We start from the raw sequence: 17,641 nt of genomic DNA on the forward strand, positions 1-17,641 counted from the left end.
CATGCGCGCACCGATCAGCAGGCTCCTCGGGCTCGGCACCGCTGCCGTCGTCGCCGGGGCCATCACCTTCGGCAGTGGCCCGGCGGTCGGCGTGACCACGACCACGACCGGCCCGACCACCGCGACGCCGGCACCCACGCCCGCCGCGAGCACGCCCGCGGCGGCGCCGGCACCAGCCCCGGACGCCGCAGCGCCCGCCGCCGCCCAGCAGCTCTCCATCGCCGAGATGGACCGCACCGGCAACCACACCATGGGCGCCGGCATCGCCGCCCACGCCGGCGAGTCCCACGTGACCACCGCCTCCCCTGACGCGACCTCGGGCGGCGGGGTCAGCGCGCAGGCCCTCAGCTCGTCAGCCGCCGCCGCCGCCGCCGGCGGGCCGCCCCCCGGCCGCGTGCAGGGCTTCGACATCAGCGCGTGGCAGCCGAGCGTCAACTTCCTGCAGGCGTACCGCAACGGCGCCCGGTTCGTGTACGTCAAGGCCACCGAGGGCACCTCGTACGTCAGCTCCACCTACAAGCAGCAGTACGCCACGGCGAAGCAGCGCAACCTGTACCGAGGCGGCTACGTCTACGCCCAGCCGAGCCAGGCCAGCGGCGCCGCGACCGCGAACTACTTCTTCGCCCACGGCGGCCAGTGGAGCAAGGACGGCAAGACCCTGCCGCCGCTGCTCGACATCGAGTACGGCAGCGCCGCCCAGGGCACCTGCTACGGCAAGTCGTGGTCGTCGATGCGCAGCTGGATCAAGGACTTCAACAGGACCGTCGTCGCCAAGACGGGTCGGTACCCCGCGATCTACACCACGACCGACTGGTGGAAGCGCTGCACGAACAACAGCAACCAGTTCTCGAAGAACCCGTTGTTCGTCGCGATCTACCCGGTGAAGAACTTCACCTCGCCCGGCACCCTCGGGCGCAGCTGGTCGAAGTGGACGTTCTGGCAGTGGGCGGCCAGCGGCACGCTCCCCGGTGACCAGGACGTCTACCGCAACGACATCACGTACCTGAAGCGCTTCGCCTCCCGGACGAGCTGACGCCCCGTGCGAGGTTGACCGCTCGGTGCGCGCTTGCGAGCGCGCACCGAGCGGTCAACGCCGCACCAGGCGACGACGGCCCGACCGATGGCGCCAGCCACACCAGGTTGACGACGGACGGGAGGCCCGTGGCGGTGTCGCCACGGGCCTCCCGTCCGTCACGGGCGCACGATCGCGCCCGTCGTGCAGCGGACGACGTCAGCGGACGTCGCGCGTCGCCTCGGCGAAGTCGGCGTCGAGGGCGGTGGCCATGCGGGCCACGCCCTCGGCGAGCTGCGTGCGGACCGCGTCGCGGTCCGTGTCGAGCGCCTCGAGCTGCGCCGTGACGTCGTCGACGAACGTGGGTTCGAGCGCCGCCTCGATCGGCTTCGAGTACGCCTGCTGGCCCATCTGCTCGAAGAACAGCCGGCCCTTGTCGACGTAGTACAACACCGCGGCGGGGACCCCGGCGATGGTCGCGACGATCGCGGAGTGCAGGCGGCTCGCCAGGAACAGGCGGCTGCGGGACATCAGCCCGGCGTACTCGGACGGCGAGAACTCGTCGGCCTCGACCACGTGGGTGCGGTCGGCGTGCCGCATCAGGGCGATGACCTCGCGGGCGAACGCGGCGTCGCCCTCGGATGCCTCCATGTGCATCGGGTAGAACACGACGTCGGCGTCCCAACGATCGATGACGCGGTCGGCGAGGTCGGCGACGGCCTGTCGGTAGGTCACGAGCTTGTCGCTGTCGACGCCGGTCTGGCGGAAGCGCTTCGGCAGGAACCGGAACGGGATCCAGCCGCTGCGCTTGTAGTGGAACCAGCGCCGGACGCCGAAGCCGATCGAGCCCTCGAGCCGCTCGGCGGTCAGACCGGTGGTGCGCTCGAGCCGCTCGAGCACGTCGGCGTCCGGCGCGGTGACCGTCCCGACGACCGCGGGGTCGAAGGACGAGACGATCGGTGTCTTCACGCCCCAGGACAGGAGCTTGTCGCGGGACTCGTCGTCACGGACGGCGAACGCGCTGCACAGGTCGACGGTGGCGCGGATCAGGCGCTTGCTGATGCCGGCGGTGGTCGGGCCGATGCCCTGGAAGGCCCCGACGAGGTTCTTGTTGACCGCACGGACGAGCAGCATCTTGCCGAACCAGTACACGAGGCCGAGCTTGTTCGTGTAGTCCTTCAGGATCTCGCCGCCACCCCAGAGCACCACGTCGGCACCACGGGCCGCACGGAGCAGGGCGAAGAGGTCCCCGATGCCGGTGCTGTACGGGGAGACCGGCAGGAACCGGATCCCGAACCACGCGGCGTCCCGCTCGGGGTACTGGGACAGGGAGACGATCTCGGCGTCGGGCCACCGGCGACGGACGAGCTCGACGTTGCCGGCGAGGATCGCCCGGTCCCCGCGGTTGTGGGGCGAATCGCTATTGTGGATCAGTACGCGCACGGGGTGAGAGCCTACCGGACCGTCCCCCGCCACCCCCGGAAAGGCACGATGTCCCGCACCACTCGCTCCGCCCGCTCCCACCCGGACCGCCCCCGCCTGCTCGTCCTGGGCTCGACGTTCCCGGCCCGTCCGGACGACGGCGTGCCGGCGTTCGTGCTCGACCTCGCCCACCAGGAGGCGACCGAGTTCGACACCCTCGTGCTCACCCCCCGCGTGCCGGGCGGCGCTGCGAAGGAGCGCATCGGCGAGGTCGCGGTGCGCCGCTACCCGTACTTCCCGCGCCGGTTCGAGGACCTCGCCGACGGTGCGATCCTCGACAACCTCAAGGAGCGTCGCTCCCGGGTCGTGCAGGTCCCCGCGCTGGTGCTCGCGCAGTACCTGGCCGTCCGTCGCCTGGTGCGCTCCGCGAAGCCGGACGTCATCCACGCCCACTGGGCGATCCCGCAGGCCCTCGTCGCGACCCTGGCCGCCCCCGGGGTGCCCGTCGTCGTGACAACTCACGGCGGTGACATCTACGCCCTCCGTGCGGCTCCCCTGGTCCGGCTCAAGCGCTGGATCTTCGGTCGCTCGGCGCACGTCACCACCGTGAACTCCGAGATGCGCGACCGCCTGACCGAGTGGGGCGTCCCGGAGTCACGGTCGACCGTGATCCCGATGGGGGTCGACCTGGGCCCCGCCCGCGACACCCGCGCCCGCGTCGCGCCGCAGGAGCACCACGTGGTCGCCGTCGGCCGGCTCGTCGAGAAGAAGGGCTTCGGCAACCTGATCGAGGCGCTCCGGGGACTCGGCGCCGACGTCCCGTGGCGGCTCACCGTCGTCGGCGACGGCCCGTACCGCGCGCAGCTCGAGCAGCAGGCAGCGGGTCTGCCGGTGACGTTCCTGGGGCAGCGCGGTCGCACCGAGGTGCTCGAGACCCTGGCGTCGGCCACGGTCGTCGCGGTGCCGTCCATCCCCGCTGCGAACGGCGACCAGGAGGGCCTGCCGGTCACCCTGCTCGAGGCCGCGGCGGTCGGTGCCGCGATCGTGGCGAGCGACCTGCCGGGCATCCGCGACGTCGTGCAGGACGACGTGTCGGGCGTGCTCGTGCCCCCGGGCGACGTCCCGGCGCTCCGCGCGGCACTGCAGCGCGTGCTCACCGACGACGCGGCACGGTCCCGTTACCAGGAGCAGGCCGTCGTCTCGGCAGCCGAGTTCTCGACGGAGCGGATCGGCGAGCGCTACCGGGCGGTGCTGCGCGCGGCGATCGCGTAGAGCACCACGGTGGCGGCGGCGCACACCGCCGCGGCCACCGAGGCCAGCACGACGACCGTTCCGGAGTGTCCGACGAGTTCCGACCCGGCTGCGTCGAACAGCGACCAGGTCGGCACGAACGCCGCCACGGCCCAGGCCAGCGCCGTCCACGTGCCGATCCGTCCCCAGGCGAGGAACCCCGCCGCCATCGCGAGGGCGATCGGCACCAGGACGGTGAGCGTGTAGCGGTTGAGGGGCGCGCCGCCGCCGGCCGCGTAGCGGATCTCGACGACGACGAACAGCAGGGTCACGACGACCAGCATCGCGACGACGAGCCGGCGCGGCCACCGGTCCTCGTCGGCCGGACCCCGGGGCCGGAGGCGACGCGCCACCAGGGCCGCGACGAACAGCAGCACCGGGAGCAGCAGCAGCACCCACGGCAGCGGCGACGCGATGGGCAGCGCACCCCGGAAGAGCGCGAACAGCTGGCGCCAGAACCCGAGCATCGAGACGACCTCGACCTCGGACCAGTGCGGGCGGGGCGTGTACCCGGGCCACGCGGTGGGCCGGCCGCTGAACGAACCGGTCAGGGCCTGGTTGCGCAGCCAGAACCACCCGGACGCGGCGGCCGCGGCGGCGAGGGGCACCGCGGCCACCAGGGCCCGGGCGGCGAGACCGTGCAGGCGTCCGAGCCGCACCGTCCGGGCCAGCGCGAACGCGACGACCATCGCGACGAGCCAGAGCGCGAAGGTGAGCCGTGTGGTGGTGCCGGCGGCGGCGACGAGTGCTCCCCCGACCGCGAGCCCCGCACCGACGCCGGACCGGAGTGCTGCGCCGGCCACACCGCACGCGAGCGCGCACGTCAACGCGGCGAGGGAGTCGTTGTAGACGACGCCGCCCTGCACCACGAGGACGCTCGTCGACGCGGTGACGACGGCGACGGTTCCGGGCAGCCGCACCACGCCCGGGAAGCAGCGGGAGGCCGCCCACGCCGCACTCGGTACGACGGCTGCGGCGAACACCGCGTTGCAGAGCCGGCCGAACACGACCGCCTGCACGGGGTGCCCGGCGTCGACGAGCGGCCCGATCACCGGGGCGAGCAGCACGTAGTACAGCGGCGGGTGCTGTGCGACCCACTGCACCGGCGGCGTCCCACCGAACCCCGGTCGGAACCGGATGCCGTCCAGGAGCACCGGCAGCTGGCCGTGCCACACCCGCAGCACGTAGTCGACGTGGGCGGACTCGTCGACGCTCGCGAGCGGCATCGACGAGAAGGTCCGCGCGACCGAGGCCGTCAGGACGAGCAGCGTGGCGGCGAGGACGACCGGTGTCGCCCAGTCCCGGCCCCGGAGCCCCGCGGTGAGCAGAGCGTGGATGCGGTCGGAGCGCCGGGTGTGCTGCTGCACGTCAGGCGACGTCAGCGTCCCATGCCGCGGTAGGTGAAGCCGGCGGCAGTCCACGCGTCACGGTCGAGGCAGTTGCGGCCGTCGATGACGACCGGCGACGCCACGAGTGCGGCGGCGGCGGTCGCGTCGAGCTCGCGGAACTCGGTCCACTCGGTGAGCACGAGCACCAGCTCGGCCCCGCCCAGCGCCTCGGCCGCGGTCTCGACGTAGTCGAGCTCGGGGTGCACGCGGCGCGCGGTGACGACGGCCTCGGGGTCGTACGCCGAGACGACGGCGCCGAGCTCGTGCAGGCGAGCCGCGATGTCGAGGGCCGGCGAGTCGCGGACGTCGTCGGAGTTCGGCTTGAACGCCAGGCCGAGCACCGCGACGCGCTTGCCGCTGACGACCCCGCCGAGCAGCTCCTGCGCCAGTTCGACGACGTGCGCACGACGACGCAGGTTGGTGGCGTCGACGTCGGCGAGGAACGCCAGGGACTCCCCGACGCCCAGCTCGTTCGCGCGCGCCTGGAAGGCACGGATGTCCTTCGGCAGGCAGCCGCCGCCGAAGCCGAGGCCGGCGTTCAGGAACTTGCGGCCGATGCGGGCGTCGTGGCCGATGGCGTCGGCGAGCGCGGTGACGTCGGCTCCGGCGACCTCGGCGATCTCGGCCATCGAGTTGATGAACGAGATCTTCGTGGCGAGGAACGCGTTGGCGCTGATCTTCACGAGCTCGGCGGTGGGCAGGTTGACGACGAGTCGGGGCGTGCCGGTGGACAGCGCCTCGGCGTAGACCTCGTCGAGGGCGGCGACGGCCTGTTCGCCCGCCTCGCCGTCCGGCACGCCGTACACGAAGCGGTCCGGCGCGATGGTGTCCTGCACGGCGAAGCCCTCACGCAGGAACTCGGGGTTCCAGACGAGCGTCGCGCCGGGGACGGCCTCGCTGACCTCGGCGGCCAGGCGCGCGGCGGTGCCGACGGGCACGGTCGACTTGCCCACGACGAACTCGCCCGCGGACAGGTGCGGGGTGAGCGCGGCGACGGCGGCGTTCACGTACGTCAGGTCCGCGGCACCGGTGGGGCCCTGCGGGGTGCCGACGGCGAGGAAGTGCACGCGGGCACCGGCGACCTCGGCCATGTCGGTGGTGAAGCGGATCCGACCGGACTCGAGCGCCTCGGTCAGGATCTCGGGCAGGCCGGGCTCGAAGAAGGGGGCCTCGCCCGCGGCGAGCCGCTCGATCTTGGTGGGGTCGACGTCCACGGCGACGACCTCGTGTCCGAGTTTGGCCATGGAGGCGGCGTGCACGGCACCGAGGTAGCCGCAGCCGATCACAGAGATACGCACGTCGAAGAAGGTACCGGTTTCTCGCCGAAGTCTCATCACGGCGCCCGCAGCGACGCCCACGGCGCCGCTCGGAGTGGCCGGGTCAGGCCCGCACGTCGCCCCACGGCGGACGGTCGGGACCGCCGACGATCTCGTCCCAGTCCGGCTCACGATGGCGACGCCTGGCCTCGTACGCCTCCACCAGGTCGTGCAGGACGGCGACGACGAGGTCGGCGTGCGGCACGTCGGCGAGGACCACAGCGGGGTCGTCCCCGGGGAACACGAGCACGTCACCGGAGCGGAACAGCCCTTGGAGGCCGCGGCGCCGCACCGTGACGTCGTAGCCGCGGGAGTGCAGGAGCTCACGTCGGGTCCGGGTGCCGAGGCCGTTGACCACGACCAGGCGCCGTGTGGTGACGACGTACCGCTCCGACATCCAGCGGAACAACGGCACGGCACCGCCGAACACGACGAGGACCACGACGACGAGCGCCACGACCGCGTTCAACCACGCCAGCTGCGCCTGGAACACCCCGAAGCCGAAGCCGCCGGCCGCGGTGACGAGCACGACGAACACCGCCGGGCGCACCAGCCGACGGGCGTGCGGTCGCAGGCGCGCGACGACACGTTCGGGCGGGGGCTCGGCGGTCATGCCGTCATGCATACCGCAGGTGGGTGACGTCCCCCACCGCGACGCCCCTGCTGACGCCCGCTCGGTCCCGGATCGTGATGCGGCCGGCGTCGTCGATGCCGGTGGCGTCGGCCTCCTCGACCGAGCCGTCCGGCAGCTCGAGGCGGATGCGGCGACCGACCGTGCCGCACGCGGCACGGACGTGGGACCGGACCGTCTCGGCGGCGGGACCACCCGTGACCAGGCCGGCCACCGCCTCCAGGACGGACCGCAGGAAGGCGGACAGGACCGCGTCGGCCAGGGCGGGCGCGTCGTCGACCGCGCCGGCGAGCAGGAGCGAGGTGGACGTCGGGGTGGGTAGCCGGTCGGCCGGGATCGTGAGGTTCACGCCGGCGCCGACGACGACGCTGCCGTCGGGGGCGACCTGGCAGAGGATCCCGCACACCTTGTCCCCGGCGACCTGCACGTCGTTCGGCCACTTCACCACGACGTCCGCGCCGGCGGGGAGCACCGACGCGATCGCGTCGCGCATCGCCGCGCCGGCGACCAGGGGCAGCCAGCCGCGGTCGTGGTCGTCCAGGTCGGCGCGGACGAGCACGCTGGCGGCGAGCGTCTCACCGACGGGTGCGGTCCAGGTGCGGTCGAGGCGGCCCCGCCCCGCGGTCTGGTGCAGGGTCGCGACGACGCTGCCGTGCTGTTGCTCGGCGGCGGCGGCGAGCAGGTCCGCGTTGGTGGACCCGGTCTCGGCGGGGGTGGTGATCGTCGCGCCCGCCGACCGGACCGCCTCGCTGGTGGCGGGGAACGACGGTGGCGGGGCTGTGGACATGCACGCAAATGTACGGGCAGGAACCGTGGGGGTCCTCCAACCGACCCCGTCCCGCCCGCCGGTAGGGTGAGCGGGTGACTTCAGGAGACACCCCCGATCTGTCGACGACGGCCGGCCGGCTGGCCGACCTCCGCGACCGGTACCACGAGGCCGTGACCGCCGCGGGCGAATCCGCCATCGCCAAGCAGCACGCGAAGGGCAAGGGCACCGCGCGGGAACGCATCGAGCAGCTGCTCGACGCGAACTCCTTCGTGGAGTTCGACGAGTTCGTCCGGCACCGCACCACCTCGTTCGGCATGGACGCCAAGCGCCCCTACGGTGACGCGGTCGTCACCGGCGTGGGCACGATCCACGGCCGGAACGTCGCCGTGTACGCGCAGGACTTCACGGTCTTCGGTGGGTCGCTCGGCGAGGTCGCGGGCGAGAAGATCATCAAGGTCATGCAGCACGCGCTGAAGACGGGCGTGCCGATCATCGGCATCCTCGACTCCGGCGGTGCGCGCATCCAGGAAGGCGTCGTCGCGCTCGGCAAGTACGGCGAGATCTTCCGCCTGAACACGCAGGCCTCCGGCGTCATCCCGCAGCTCTCCATCGTGATGGGCCCGGCGGCCGGCGGTGCGGTGTACTCCCCCGCCCTCACCGACTTCGTGATCATGGTCGACAAGACGAGCCACATGTTCGTCACCGGTCCGGACGTCATCAAGACGGTCACGGGCGAGGACGTCGGCTTCGAGGAGCTCGGCGGCGCTCAGACCCACAACGCGGTCTCGGGCGTGGCGCACTACCTGGCCGAGGACGAGACCGACGCGCTCGACTACGCGCGCTCGCTCATCGGGTTCCTGCCGGACAACAACCTGTCCGACCCGCCGGCGTACGACGTCGCTCCCGAGCTCGAGACCACCGACGCCGACCACGAGCTCGACCTCGTGATCCCGGACTCGACGAACCAGCCGTACGACGTCACCACGATCATCGACCACATCGTCGACGACGGTGAGTTCCTCGAGGTCCAGCCGCTCTTCGCGCCGAACATCCTGATCGGCTTCGGCCGGGTCGAGGGCCGCACGGTCGGCATCATCGCGAACCAGCCGCAGGCGATGGCCGGCACGCTGAACATCGACGCCGGTGAGAAAGCCGCACGCTTCGTCCGGTTCTGCGACGCGTTCGGCATCCCGATCCTGACCCTGGTGGACGTGCCCGGCTACCTGCCCGGCACCGACCAGGAGTGGACCGGTGTGATCCGCCGCGGCGCGAAGCTGCTGTACGCCTACGCCGAGGCCACCGTCCCGCTCGTCACCGTCATCACCCGCAAGGCCTACGGCGGCGCGTACATCGTGATGGGCTCGAAGCAGCTCGGCGCCGACATCAACCTGGCCTGGCCGACCGCAGAGATCGCCGTCATGGGCGGTCAGGGCGCCGTGAACATCCTGTACCGCGCCGAGATCAAGCGCGCCGAGGAGTCCGGTGAGGACGTCGCCGCGGTCCGCACGAAGCTCGCGAACGAGTACACGTACAACGTCGCGTCGCCGTACCTGGCGGCCGAGCGCGGTGAGCTCGACGGCATCATCCAGCCGCACGCCACCCGCGTGTCGGTCATCAAGGCCCTCCGGTCGCTGCGGGGCAAGCGTGCAACGCTGCCCCCGAAGAAGCACGGGAACATTCCCCTCTGATGGGTCGCCACGCAGCAGCCGTACCCTCGGACGAGCCCGCCTCGGTGGCCGACGTCCGGGTGGTCTCCGGCGACCCGTCGCCCGAGGAACTCGCCGCCGTCGTGGCCGTCCTGCAGCGCCAGGCCGACGAGGCCGCAGCCGCCGGACGCGCCGCCGTGGTCGTCGAGCCCCGCACCGGGTGGGACGCCGCGGCCCGCGGACTGCGCCGCCCGCTCGAGACCGGACCGGGCGCCTGGGGCCGATCGCTCCGCTGATGTACCCCTGGTGCGCGGGCAGCCGGGAGCGGTTGCAGGGCGCACTTCCCGGTCGGTATCCCCTCACTCGGGGGACACGATTCGCCGGGGTGGTCCGGAAATGCCAGAATTGTCCCCCATAATGACGACTGACATCCAGCTCGTGCGTGGGCATAGTAGTTGGTGTTCGGTGTCCTTCGATGAAAGACATCGCAGGTCGGTGGCCGACTAGGGTACGAAGCCACCGTCCGCTGCGAGGCAGGGCGACATTCGGGTTGTCGCTCAGCCTCGGGTCGTGAACGGGCCGGTCGGTATCCGACCGGCCCGTTCCCCGTTTCCGGGGTGTGTGGCGTCTGTGGGCGGGTGCTGGAGCGGCTGTCGAGCCCGATACCGAGGCTGATGCGGAACGACACCGTCGACGTCGTACGACAGCGACATCGTCGCTTCCGTGCCCGCGCAACAGGTGCGCTCGCGTCAGAGCGACACCGTCGACGTCGTACGACAGCGACATGGTCGCTTCCGTGCCCGCGCCAGCCCGGCGCGACCACGTGACGGCCGGGAGGCCCGGGGCCGGACCGCCACGGGCCTCCCGGCTGTCCCCCATCGCGTCCACCGCCGCCCACACGCCAGGCGCACCATGATCGTCGCCAGCGCCGTCGGCGGCACGCGCGTGCCGCGGTCAGCGCGTGGCGCGGTCAGCGCGTGGCGCGCTCAGCGCGTGCCGCGTGCTACGCGGGCTCGTGCCGCGGGATCTCGAGCCAGAGCGCGACGGAGTCGTCCTCGTCACCGTCGTCGTCGTCCAGCCCCGCACCGAGCGCCGCGGACTCGCTCGCCGCCCCGTCGAGGCGGAGCCCGACGACCGTGACCGCGGAGTCCGATCCCTCGCCCACGGTCCGGACGATGACGTTGTCGGCGTCGCGGGCCTGTCGGAGCGCCTCCGCGACCCGCGCATGGATGCGGCGGATGTCCGGGGCGTCCAGGTCGTCGAGCCCGCCGTCGTCGTGCAGCTGGACCGTGGCGCCGCGGCGCCGCAGGCGCATGACCTCGTCGCGGACGTCGTCGGACAGCAGCGAGCGGCCGCGGATCTCGTCGCGGATGGCCTGCTCGAGGTGCAGGCACTCGGCGCGGTCGGCTTCGTCGAGGTCACCGCAGGAGTCGATGATGCGCTGCAGCATCGGCAGGGCCATCCGGGTGGTCTGGCTCAGCCGGAACTGCCGCTCGAACACGTGGGCGTCCTGCGCGGCCTGCCAGTCGGCGGTCTCCTGCTCGGCGAGGACGAGTTCGCGCGTGTTCCGGGTGGCGCGGCTCATCGCGCCGGCGAAGACCGTGGCGATCGCGACCCAGGCCACGCTGCCGACCACGCCGAGCCCACCGAGTGCGCCGAGGCCGGCCCAGGCGACGGTGTACACGGTCAGGAACAGCACGCCGGCCCACGCGAAGGGACCCCGACCGCGCACGACGAGCACCACCATGAGCGTGCCGATGGCCGCGATCCACCACGTGGCGGAGCCCGGGCCGTCGTCCTCGACGACGACGGGGGCGGCGATCGCCGGCATCACGACGGCGGTGGCGAGGGAGAAGCAGGCCGTCCACACCGGCAGGACCTTCCCGGGGACGAACAACGCGAGCACGGTGGCGGCGGCGTACAGGACCATGCACGCGATGATCGGGGCGACCTGGTCGGCGCGCGGAAGTGTGGCGGCGGCGAGCACCAGGTGGTACAGCGAGAACAGCGACGCCAGGCCGAGGGCGATGCTCGCCGGCAGGGAGACCCTCATGCCGTCGCCCTCGCAGCCGGGGACCACGTCAGCACGATGCGGGTGCCCTCGCCGGGGGCGGTGTGCACCTCGGCGCGTCCGTCGACGGTGGCGACCCGCTCGACGATGGAGCGCCGGACGCCGAGCCGCTCGGCGGGGATCGCCGCGACGTCGAACCCGCGGCCGTCGTCACAGACCTCGACGAGCACGCCCTGCCCCTGCTGCTCGATGCGGACCCAGCGGGAGACCTCGCCGTCACCGGCGTGCTGCACGCTGTTCACCGCGGCCTGCAGCGCCGCCGAGGCCAGTGCGTCGGCGACGGACGCGGGCAGGCGGACCGAGCCCGTCGGTGTCGGCACGAGGCGGACCGGTGCGGTCAGTGCGCCCACGCCCTCACGGATGCGGGCCCGGAGTTCGCCGAGGGTGACCGGTGCGACCTCGCCCGGGCCGTCGGTGGCCGCGGCCTCGAGGTGGTCGATCGCGTTCCGGGCCATCCGCGCGGCGAGGGTCTTGGCCTCGAGCGTGTCGGCACGGGCGGCGGAGAGCAGCGTCGTGAGCACGCTGTCGTGCACGATGGCGTCCACCTGGACCCGTTCGACCTCGGTGGCGTGCTCCCGGATGGCGAGCGAGTACCGGCGCACCGCCGTGGACTGCGCCGTGTCGACCGCAGTGGCTGCCCGGCGCAGCACCACCGCGATGACGAGCACCGCACCACTGAGCAGCGCCGTGTACACGCCGTCGAGCAGGGCGGGGAGGACCCCGACGCCGCCGCCGACCGGGCTGAGCCGGACGACGACGTACACCGCCGGTACGAGCGCCGTGTAGACCGTCGCGCGCCACGTCGCGAAGCCCATCGCCGCCGCCGTGCACCCCACCGTGCAGAACCACCACGGCCACGGCTGCTGCGACGACGGGATCGGCTCCTGCACGGTCGCCGGCCACGTCACGATCGCGACGAGGAACAGGAGGGCGCACACGATCTGCGCCACCTGGGCCACCCGCTGCACGAAGGCCGAGACGCCGACGAACACGAACGACGCCGCGAGTGCGAGCGTCACCGCCGGACCCCAGAACGGATCGAGGTAGGGCAGCTGCTCCAGGACCGCGGGTGCGTCGACGATGCCGAGTCCGACCGCGGCCATCGCGAGGAGGATCGCGAACGCGCGCTCCACCGACGCCTGCGTGATCGAGGCACGGACGCTGCGCGCCGGATCGGCCCCGAACGGCGCCGGTTCGACGACCGTCCGCGCCGGCTCAGCCGCGGTCGCCATCCGTGTCAGCGACCGTCGCCGTCGGGGTCGATGCCCGAGTCGAGCCCGGGGAGGATCCCGTCCTCGACGGCTCGACGCAGCAGGTCGACCTTCGTCGGGGCCGGACGCCCGACCTCGACGTACTTCACGCGGATCCGGTCGAGGTACTCACGAGCCGTCGAGTACCCGATGCCGAGCTGCTGGGCGGCGAGCTTGAGCGGGAGTCCCGACGCGTACAGGTGCAGGATCTCGCGCTCCCGGCGGCCGAGCTGCGCCTTCGCGAAGTCGCGGTCGGCGTCGATGGCGCTCGCCCACTCGAGGTTGTTGAGCACGTCGCCGCGGGCGACGGTGGCGACCGCGGCCATCACTGTCTTGGTGGCGGAGGACTTCGGGATGACGCCGGCAGCCCCTGCTGCGAGCGCCTCACGCACGTTGGCGACGCGGTCCGCGATGGAGTGCACGAGCACCGCTGATCCGGTCCCCTGCACGCCCTTGACGTTCTCGGTCACGGTCGATCCGTCACCGAGCGACAGGTCGAGGACGACGACGTCGACCTCTCGCCCGTCGAGGTTCTGGACGTACTCGGGGACGCTGGCGGCGGTGAGCACCACCTCGAACCCCTCGTTCTGGCACGCCGCCTGGATCCCGAGCCGGACGGACTCGTGGTCGTCGACGATCGCGACCCGGACCGGCCTGGTGGCCGCCCCTGACGTCTCGGTGCTGGTGGTTGTCGTTCCTGCTGCCACAGTGGCCTCTCGTTCCGATGCGCGACGCCGGCCCCTGAAACCGGAGTGCCATCAACGACCCAGGATACCCAGCCCGGACTCAGGTGCGGGGCTTCTGGGCTGCGCCACGCTGGCCGGTCCGCCGATTGGTGGACACCCCGACACGCAAGGAGCGGCGGCCGGACCCGCCCCGGTCGCACCCGGGCCGCGCCCCGGACCTCAGCGGGTGGGGACCAGGCGTGCGACGGCTTCCAGGTGGTGGGTGTGCGGGAACAGGTCGAAGGCCCGCAGCGCCTCGAGCCGGTACCCGAGGTCGGCGAAGGTCGCGACGTCGCGCGCCAGCGCCACCGGGTCGCACGCCACGTAGACGACCTGCTCCGGCTGCAGCGCTGCGATCTGCACGACCACGTCACGGCCGGCACCGGCGCGCGGCGGGTCCAGCACGATCGTGCCGGCCCGGAAGCGGTCCTTCTCGGCCCGCGAGGCGTTCGCCACCGTGTTCGTCAACCAGCGGTCCACCCGGCCGGTCTCGGCGCGGGCACCGAGCCACTCGGACAGGTTCTCCTGCGCGTGCTCGGTGGCACGGCCGGCGCTCTCGACGCTCGTGATGCGCGCCTTCGGGCCGACCAGGTCACCGAGGGCGGCGGCCAGCAGGCCCACGCCGCCGTAGAGGTCGAGGTGGGTGCCCTCGGGGCCGAGGCGGTCGCGGTCCACGAGGTCCTGCACGGCCTCGGTCAGCACGGACGCCGCCGCGCGGTGCACCTGCCAGAACCCGTTGTCGTCGACCTGGAAGGTGCGCTCCCCCACGACCTCGGTCACGACGGTGGGCTTCTGGTCGTCGATGACGAGCCGCGCCCCCTCGGAACCGCTCGGCGCGAGGACGTCGATCACCGACGAGCCCGGGAGCGCACCACGGCCGAGCGGGGCGCTCTGCTGCACGACGGCCGTCGCGAGCGGCAGGCTCGTCACCGGGATCACCGAGTGCGAGCGGGCCGCGAACGGGCCGGCGGTGCCCTGCTCGTCGACGTGGAGCCGGACGCGGGTGCGCCAGCCGAGGCCGTTCGCCGCGTCGTCACCGGGCACGGCCTCGACGACGACGTCGTGACCGAGCACCTCGGCGAGGTCCATCCGTGCGAACCGCGCGAACGAGTCGACGAGGACGTCGTGCTTGAGCGTGCGCTGGTGGGCGAGGGCGATGTGGCCGAACTCGGCACCGCCCGGGCGCGTCTCCGGGTCACGCTCGAGCGCGGCCTCCGGCCAGACGTGGTCGACGCGGTGCTCGCTCGGCGTGACGACGCTGACCGTGTCGGCGCGCCAGAACGACTTCTTGCGGTCCTCGGTCACCCGGGCGACGACGCGCTCCCCGGGGATCGCGTCCGAGACGAAGACCACCCGACCTTCGTGCCGTGCCACCGAGATGCCGCCGTGGGCGATCCCGGTGACGTCGAGTTCGAGCAGCGTGCCGACGGATTCACCCATGGTGAGATGGTCCCATGCGTCTGTACCTCGCGAGTACATCCCCCGCCCGCCGAGCACTCCTCGCCCAGTCCGGGATCGAACCCGTGCTCGTGTCCCCCGGGGTCGACGAGGACGCCGTCGGCACCGCAGCATCCGACGCGCTCGGACGCGACCTGACCGGCCCCGAGCTCGTCTCGCTCCTCGCCGTCGCGAAGGCGTCGGCCGTCGCGGACTCCGCGGTCGCCGGGTCGCCGGTGGACGGGGTGGTGTTCGGCGGGGACTCCGCGTTCGAGGTCGACGGGCAGCTGTACGGCAAGCCGCACGACCCCGCCCTCGCCCGAGAGCGCTGGCGGCAGATGCTGGCCGCCGGCGGCGGCACGCTGTGGAGCGGACACTGCGTGATCGATCGACGACGCGACGACCGGCGCCGGGACCTGGACCCGACCACGGAGCGGCCTGGAGGCGCGGCACGGGCCCGCACCGTGCCTCCCGTCCGGTCGCTGGTCACGTCCCCTGCCGGCGTCCCGCAGCTGGGCGACGTCGCGCCCGGCGGGTCGGCGCTGGCCGCCGACGGCGACCGCGTGGTCGCGGTCGACAGCGCGGTGCTGACCTTCGCCGACGACGTGTCCGTCGACGAGATCGACGCGTACGTCGCGACGGGTGAGCCGCTCGAGGTGGCCGGTGCCTTCACCATCGACGGTCGGGCCGCGGCGTACATCACGCGGATCGACGGAGCCCCGTCCGCCGTGATCGGGATGTCCCTGCCGGTGCTGCGCTCGATGCTGCTCCGGGGCTTCGGCATCGCCTGGCACGACCTCTGGTCGCTGTAGACATCCGCACCTCTTCGGGGTGGTTCTTTGTGGGTGCCAGTCAAAACGCACTCCCGCCGCACGAATACGCTGATGTGTCATGCCCCGTATCAGCAAGGTCCTCATCGCGAACCGCGGCGAGATCGCCGTCCGCATCATCCGAGCGGCCCGCGACGCGGGCAAGGCATCGGTCGCGGTCTACGCCGACCAGGACCGTGACGCCCTGCACGCCCGCCTCGCCGACGAGGCCTACGCGCTGAACGGCACCACGAGCGCCGACACGTACCTCGTCATCGACAAGATCATCTCGGTCGCCCGCCGCTCCGGCGCAGACGCCGTGCACCCGGGCTACGGGTTCCTTGCCGAGAACGCCGACTTCGCGCGCGCCGTCATCGACGCCGGGCTCGTCTGGATCGGCCCGTCGCCTGAGTCGATCGAGCGCCTCGGCGACAAGGTCTCCGCGCGACACGTCGCCGAGAAGGTGGGCGCACCGCTCGCCCCCGGCACCATCGAGCCCGTGCAGGACGTCTCCGAGGTCTTCGACTTCGTCGACCAGGTCGGTCTGCCCGTCGCGATCAAGGCTGCGTTCGGCGGCGGCGGTCGTGGTCTGAAGGTCGTCCGCGACCGTGCCTCGGTCGAGGAACTCTTCGAGTCCGCCACACGTGAGGCGATCGCCGCGTTCGGTCGGGGCGAGTGCTTCGTCGAGAAGTACCTGGACAAGCCGCGCCACGTCGAGACCCAGTGCCTGGCCGACGAGCACGGCAACGTCGTCGTGGTCTCCACACGCGACTGCTCGCTGCAGCGCCGCCATCAGAAGCTCGTCGAGGAAGCCCCGGCGCCCTACCTGACGCCCGAGCAGGAGACCGCGCTGTACGAGTCGTCGAAGGCGATCCTGCGCGAGGTCGGCTACGTCGGTGCCGGCACCTGCGAGTTCCTCATCGGCGCCGACGGCACCGTGTCGTTCCTCGAGGTGAACACCCGCCTGCAGGTCGAGCACTGCGTGTCCGAAGAGGTCACCGGCATCGACCTCGTGCGCGAGCAGTTCCGCATCGCCGAGGGTGGCGTGCTCGACTACTCGGACCCCACGCCGCGGGGACACTCGTTCGAGTTCCGCATCAACGGCGAGGACCCGGGTCGCAACTTCTTCCCCGCGCCCGGCCCCGTGCACGCGTTCAACGCGCCGTCCGGCCCCGGCGTCCGTGTCGATTCGGGTGTCGTCTCCGGCGACGTCGTGTCCGGCTCGTTCGACTCGATGCTCGCGAAGCTCATCGTCACCGGCGCCACCCGTGCCGAGGCGCTCGAGCGGTCCCGGCGGGCACTGGCCGAGTTCGAGGTCACCGGCCTGCCGACCGTGCTCCCCTTCCACCGTGCCGTGGTGTCGGACCCGGCGTTCGCGACGGCCGACGACGAGCCGTTCAGCATCTACACGCAGTGGATCGAGACCGACTTCGTCAACGACATCCCGGCGTGGAGCGGCTCCCCCGAGGAACTGCCGGCCCCGGCTGCGCGCGAGAGCGTCGTCGTCGAGGTGCAGGGCAAGCGCATCGAGGTCACCATGCCGTCGATCGTCGGTGGCGGTGCTGCCGGTGCCGGTCTCGCCGGTCGTCGTCCCGCCGGCCCCACCGCTCCCCCGAAGCGCCGCTCGTCGGCCGTCCGTGGGGGTCTGGCGAAGTCCGGGTCGTCCGTGGCGTCGCCGATGCAGGCCACCGTGGTGAAGCTCGCGGTCGCCGAGGGTGACACCGTGGTGAAGGGCGACCTGCTCGTCGTGCTCGAGGCCATGAAGATGGAGCAGCCCGTGCAGGCCCACAAGGACGGCGTCGTCACCGGCCTGAACGCCCCGGTCGGCCAGACGGTCTCGTCCGGTCACGTGCTGCTCGAGCTGGCGTAGCGCGG

Annotated in this window: 15 protein-coding genes; 6 read left to right on the forward strand and 9 right to left on the reverse strand. The window is 72.5% G+C overall.

The genetic code is table 11. The features are described 5' to 3' along the window. The first annotated feature begins 1 nt into the window (after position 1). Entirely contained in the window at positions 2-1,033 is a 1,032-nt protein-coding gene (locus KK087_RS07510) for a GH25 family lysozyme (RefSeq protein WP_214564721.1), read from the forward strand. A 198-nt stretch (positions 1,034-1,231) separates the two neighbouring features. Here KK087_RS07510 and KK087_RS07515 read toward each other — a convergent pair whose 3' ends face one another. Continuing rightward, positions 1,232-2,455 carry a polysaccharide pyruvyl transferase family protein gene (locus KK087_RS07515; protein ID WP_214564723.1) on the reverse strand — a complete coding sequence of 408 codons (1,224 nt, stop codon included), beginning with the start codon at positions 2,453-2,455 and terminating at the stop codon, positions 1,232-1,234. Between the two features lie 48 nt (positions 2,456-2,503). Here KK087_RS07515 and KK087_RS07520 point away from each other — a divergent pair, with 48 nt between their 5' ends. After that, a complete protein-coding gene (locus tag KK087_RS07520; RefSeq protein WP_214564725.1) occupies positions 2,504-3,706 on the forward strand; it encodes a glycosyltransferase in 1,203 nt (400 codons plus the stop codon). Here the strand turns inward: KK087_RS07520 and KK087_RS07525 are convergent. The 4 genes from KK087_RS07525 to KK087_RS07540 form a co-directional block, all read right to left on the reverse strand. Next, positions 3,673-5,091 carry a hypothetical protein gene (locus tag KK087_RS07525; protein ID WP_214564726.1) on the reverse strand — a complete coding sequence of 473 codons (1,419 nt, stop codon included), beginning with the start codon at positions 5,089-5,091 and terminating at the stop codon, positions 3,673-3,675. The two genes, KK087_RS07520 and KK087_RS07525, sit on opposite strands and share 34 nt — an antisense overlap. 11 nt (positions 5,092-5,102) lie before the next feature. Next, complete coding sequence (locus tag KK087_RS07530; RefSeq protein ID WP_214564727.1) at positions 5,103-6,410, reverse strand: UDP-glucose dehydrogenase family protein; 1,308 nt, start codon at positions 6,408-6,410, stop codon at positions 5,103-5,105. Positions 6,411-6,492: 82 nt separating this feature from the next. After that, positions 6,493-7,041 carry a PH domain-containing protein gene (locus KK087_RS07535; protein WP_071244247.1) on the reverse strand — a complete coding sequence of 183 codons (549 nt, stop codon included), beginning with the start codon at positions 7,039-7,041 and terminating at the stop codon, positions 6,493-6,495. Between the two features lie 4 nt (positions 7,042-7,045). Beyond that, positions 7,046-7,846, reverse strand: a complete 801-nt coding sequence (locus KK087_RS07540; protein ID WP_214564728.1) for a biotin--[acetyl-CoA-carboxylase] ligase — start codon at positions 7,844-7,846, stop codon at positions 7,046-7,048. A gap of 74 nt (positions 7,847-7,920) precedes the next feature. Between KK087_RS07540 and KK087_RS07545 the strand changes: the two genes are divergently transcribed. Together KK087_RS07545 and KK087_RS07550 are read left to right on the forward strand one after the other, a co-directional pair. Then, entirely contained in the window at positions 7,921-9,516 is a 1,596-nt protein-coding gene (locus KK087_RS07545; protein WP_214528400.1) for an acyl-CoA carboxylase subunit beta, read from the forward strand. Beyond that, positions 9,516-9,770, forward strand: coding sequence for an acyl-CoA carboxylase subunit epsilon (locus tag KK087_RS07550; RefSeq protein WP_214528402.1), 255 nt, complete (start codon positions 9,516-9,518; stop codon positions 9,768-9,770). Before KK087_RS07545 ends, KK087_RS07550 begins: the two co-directional genes overlap by 1 nt. A 707-nt stretch (positions 9,771-10,477) precedes the next feature. On the opposite strand, the gene KK087_RS07555 is transcribed toward KK087_RS07550, so the two are convergent. From KK087_RS07555 to KK087_RS07570, 4 genes are all read right to left on the reverse strand, one after another. Continuing rightward, on the reverse strand, positions 10,478-11,527 hold the full coding sequence (locus KK087_RS07555) for a DUF8320 family protein (protein WP_214564729.1): 1,050 nt from the start codon (positions 11,525-11,527) through the stop codon (positions 10,478-10,480). Then, positions 11,524-12,777 (reverse strand): sensor histidine kinase, encoded by a 1,254-nt coding sequence (locus KK087_RS07560; RefSeq protein WP_214564731.1) that lies wholly within the window; start codon positions 12,775-12,777, stop codon positions 11,524-11,526. The genes KK087_RS07555 and KK087_RS07560 overlap by 4 nt, the downstream gene beginning before the upstream one ends. A 5-nt stretch (positions 12,778-12,782) precedes the next feature. After that, positions 12,783-13,502, reverse strand: coding sequence for a response regulator transcription factor (locus tag KK087_RS07565; protein WP_017888757.1), 720 nt, complete (start codon positions 13,500-13,502; stop codon positions 12,783-12,785). Positions 13,503-13,700: 198 nt separating this feature from the next. Beyond that, a complete protein-coding gene (locus tag KK087_RS07570) occupies positions 13,701-14,960 on the reverse strand; it encodes a class I SAM-dependent RNA methyltransferase (protein WP_214564733.1) in 1,260 nt (419 codons plus the stop codon). Between the two features lie 14 nt (positions 14,961-14,974). On the opposite strand from KK087_RS07570, the gene KK087_RS07575 reads away from it, so the two are divergent. Then, positions 14,975-15,769: a Maf family protein gene (locus KK087_RS07575; RefSeq protein WP_214564734.1), complete on the forward strand. Its 795-nt coding sequence runs from the start codon at positions 14,975-14,977 to the stop codon at positions 15,767-15,769. 79 nt (positions 15,770-15,848) lie between these two features. Further along, a complete protein-coding gene (locus tag KK087_RS07580) occupies positions 15,849-17,636 on the forward strand; it encodes an acetyl/propionyl/methylcrotonyl-CoA carboxylase subunit alpha (RefSeq protein WP_214543542.1) in 1,788 nt (595 codons plus the stop codon). Positions 17,637-17,641: the final 5 nt, after the last annotated feature.

The organism is Curtobacterium aurantiacum, assembly GCF_018598555.1.
GTDB lineage: Bacteria > Actinomycetota > Actinomycetes > Actinomycetales > Microbacteriaceae > Curtobacterium > Curtobacterium aurantiacum.